The organism is Vibrio genomosp. F10 str. 9ZD137, assembly GCF_049974785.1.
In the GTDB taxonomy this organism is placed as follows: domain Bacteria; phylum Pseudomonadota; class Gammaproteobacteria; order Enterobacterales; family Vibrionaceae; genus Vibrio.
Window position 1 is genome coordinate 1 of the sequence record NZ_JBNGCJ010000697.1, and the last position, 2,618, is coordinate 2,618.

The following is a 2,618-nucleotide window of genomic DNA, read 5'->3' on the forward strand; positions in this document are numbered from 1 at the left end:
GTTGGATTAAGCCTAGAGGAGATTGGCTGTGCCTTGGCATCCCTGCCGAAACATCAAGCACCAACCAAGCAGCAGTGGGAAGCGCTTGCTACTTCTTGGCACGATTTGCTAGAACAACGAATCACACAATTGAAAGCGTTACAGCAAGACTTAGGCGGATGCTTAGGTTGTGGTTGCCTATCCTTAGAAAACTGCGCGTTACGTAACCCTCAAGATAAATTGGGCGTTGACCATGCGGGAGCGAATTTGTTGCTTGAGGCGAAAAATCACCAATTTGAGTGAATGATCAGATTGGACGTCTATAAGTCAAAGGGAATGGAGCCAAGTATGATAGGGCCAAGGAAGATAGGGCCAAGGAAGATAGAGTAATGGTGTGGCTCTAAGGGGCTGGCGTTGAGGGGCTAGTGCGTTTTAAGATCATTATCCAACAGGAAAGGACAAAGGGCAGAGTAAGAGTCACGACACCAAGCCAATCGCTAAAAACGCTCAGTAAAGCCGCAAAAATCACGCCTGCCATAATACGGCCCTTTGCCAATAGATTTGAGCGTGATAGGGCTCTTGACTGAGGTAGGTCATATCGTTGAGACAGTGCGATGGCCGTGAGCGAAGCACTAAAACCGCACAAACCTTGAAGAGACAATGAATTGGGAAGATTGATTGTCACCGCAACCATCATTCCACACGCAGAACCCACACAAGCCCAAAGAGCAGTTAAACGAGAAGAGCAAGCAATCCCTATGAGGATCAAAACACTGGGTAGCAAAGGTTGCACAAACATAATTTGACCGACGCCACTAAGCACTCCCTTGAGCCCATCTAATACTGTTATTGTGCGTTGAGTTGCATTATGCAATGAAGTCAAGGGTTCGAGCTTGCCAAATGGCAGATTGAAACTACCCTCAACAAGAGTAAACAACAAAGTAAACAGTAATGTAACCAGTAAAAATGGCACGGTAAAGATAGGCAAAGAAGATCGCCACCGAGATTGGATAACACTGCAAATTGCTGAGGCTACGAAGATGGAGAGTGTCATCCAAAAGAACGGTATGGATTGGAATAGGGTGTAGAAGGCGAGGCCAACTAACGCCCCGTTATAACCGTATAATCCGCGAGTGACATCTTGGTTGTTGCTACAGACTCTTTTTCCGACCCAAGTAGATACCCAAAGCCCAGCAAACATCGCAGAGAATAATGGCAGCGAATGAAAGCCAACAGCCATCGCAACAAAAATGCCAGTGGCAGCGTTCTCTTGAAACGTGACTTGCCCCATGCCTCGTAGTAACACTTTAGCTTTCGCGTAGAGAGAATGCGTGATTCTGTGTCGGCTCATGAGCGTTTTTTATCTATCAACTAAGTTATCCATCCGTCAAGATATCTGTTAAATTGCTATTCTATTTAGAGTAAAAAATATATGTCAGTACCACATTTTACAAGCGGTAAAACTCATGAGTGATTGGAGCGGTATTTTGAAGAAAGAAGGGCTGTATGGATAGTTTTTCGCTAGACATAAGAACGCTTAACTTTATCGTGATCTTGTTTTCGGTGATTTATTGTATTGGGTTGCTATTGTTTCAAGTCGCTCAAAAGCCGATTGAAGGGTTATCGCTGTTTTCACTATCTATATTTTTGATCGGGTTTGGCCCATTGCTATTGAGTTTAAGAGGCATTATTCCAGATTTTCTCAGTATTATTGGGGCGAATGTACTCATTGCACTCGGCTTTCATCTCACACTATATAGTCTGTCTATTTTCCGAAACTATTCCTTGACGTTAACTTATCACAGTCGCGTGCTGTTGTTTGCCGTCTTAGTAGGCTTTGTTTATTTTACGTATTTTGTACCTTCGATAAACAATCGGATTATCGTTATTAGCTTATACTTAGCCTTTACTACCATTAGTACAGCCATCGCCGTGGTGAAAGGAACTCGAAAAGATTTGCCCCTCGCGACGAGAATGATGGCATTACCATTTCTCGCTTATGGTGGGTTTATGCTGATAAGGGTTCATGTCTCCCTATCAGAAGCTGAAATAGACAGCTTCATGAGCGCAAATACGATCCACCAGCTGACTTTTCTTTTTAGTGTTATTCTCATTGTGTCTATGAGCTTTTCGATGCTCTGGATGATTAACGCCAGGTTATTGCATTCAATCCATCGCTTATCCTATCAGGATCCGTTGACGGGTCTTAAGAATCGTCGTGCGTTAGATGAGGCAATGTCTGATTTTAAATATAACCCCAGCCATGCGCCAGTTTGCCTAGTGATGTCAGATATTGATCATTTTAAAGCGATCAATGATGGGCATGGGCACCTTGTGGGTGATGAGGTGATTAAAGCCATTGCGGATAGTATTACACAAACCTTGCCTGACAATGCAGCGGCGTTTCGGTTAGGGGGCGATGAAATTATCATCCTGTTACCCGAATACGACTTGAGCCATGCCCAGACGTTTATCGACGATTTACGACATGCTATTGCCGAGACTGTTATCGATGGAAAACCACGGTTAGCGTTCACCTCGAGCTTTGGTATTGCACAGTTACAGCTTACGGAAAGTTGGGAGGAGTGCGTAGATAGGGCTGATAAAGCACTGTATCAAGCTAAGCGAGGTGGTCGAAA

3 protein-coding genes are annotated in these 2,618 nt (G+C 44.2%); 2 read left to right on the forward strand and 1 reads right to left on the reverse strand.

Annotated elements, in window-relative coordinates:
* Window positions 1–282: MerR family DNA-binding protein (locus ACP45E_RS16655; protein ID WP_158008389.1), on the forward strand; the 282-nt coding region annotated here is incomplete at its 5' end.
* Window positions 283–379: 97 nt separating this feature from the next.
* Here the strand turns inward: ACP45E_RS16655 and ACP45E_RS16660 are convergent.
* On the reverse strand, window positions 380–1,330 hold the full coding sequence (locus ACP45E_RS16660; protein WP_017037494.1) for an urea transporter: 951 nt from the start codon (window positions 1,328–1,330) through the stop codon (window positions 380–382).
* A 155-nt stretch (window positions 1,331–1,485) separates the two neighbouring features.
* On the opposite strand from ACP45E_RS16660, the gene ACP45E_RS16665 reads away from it, so the two are divergent.
* Window positions 1,486–2,618 (forward strand): GGDEF domain-containing protein (locus ACP45E_RS16665; protein WP_069585283.1); only part of this gene is annotated, 1,133 nt, incomplete at its 3' end.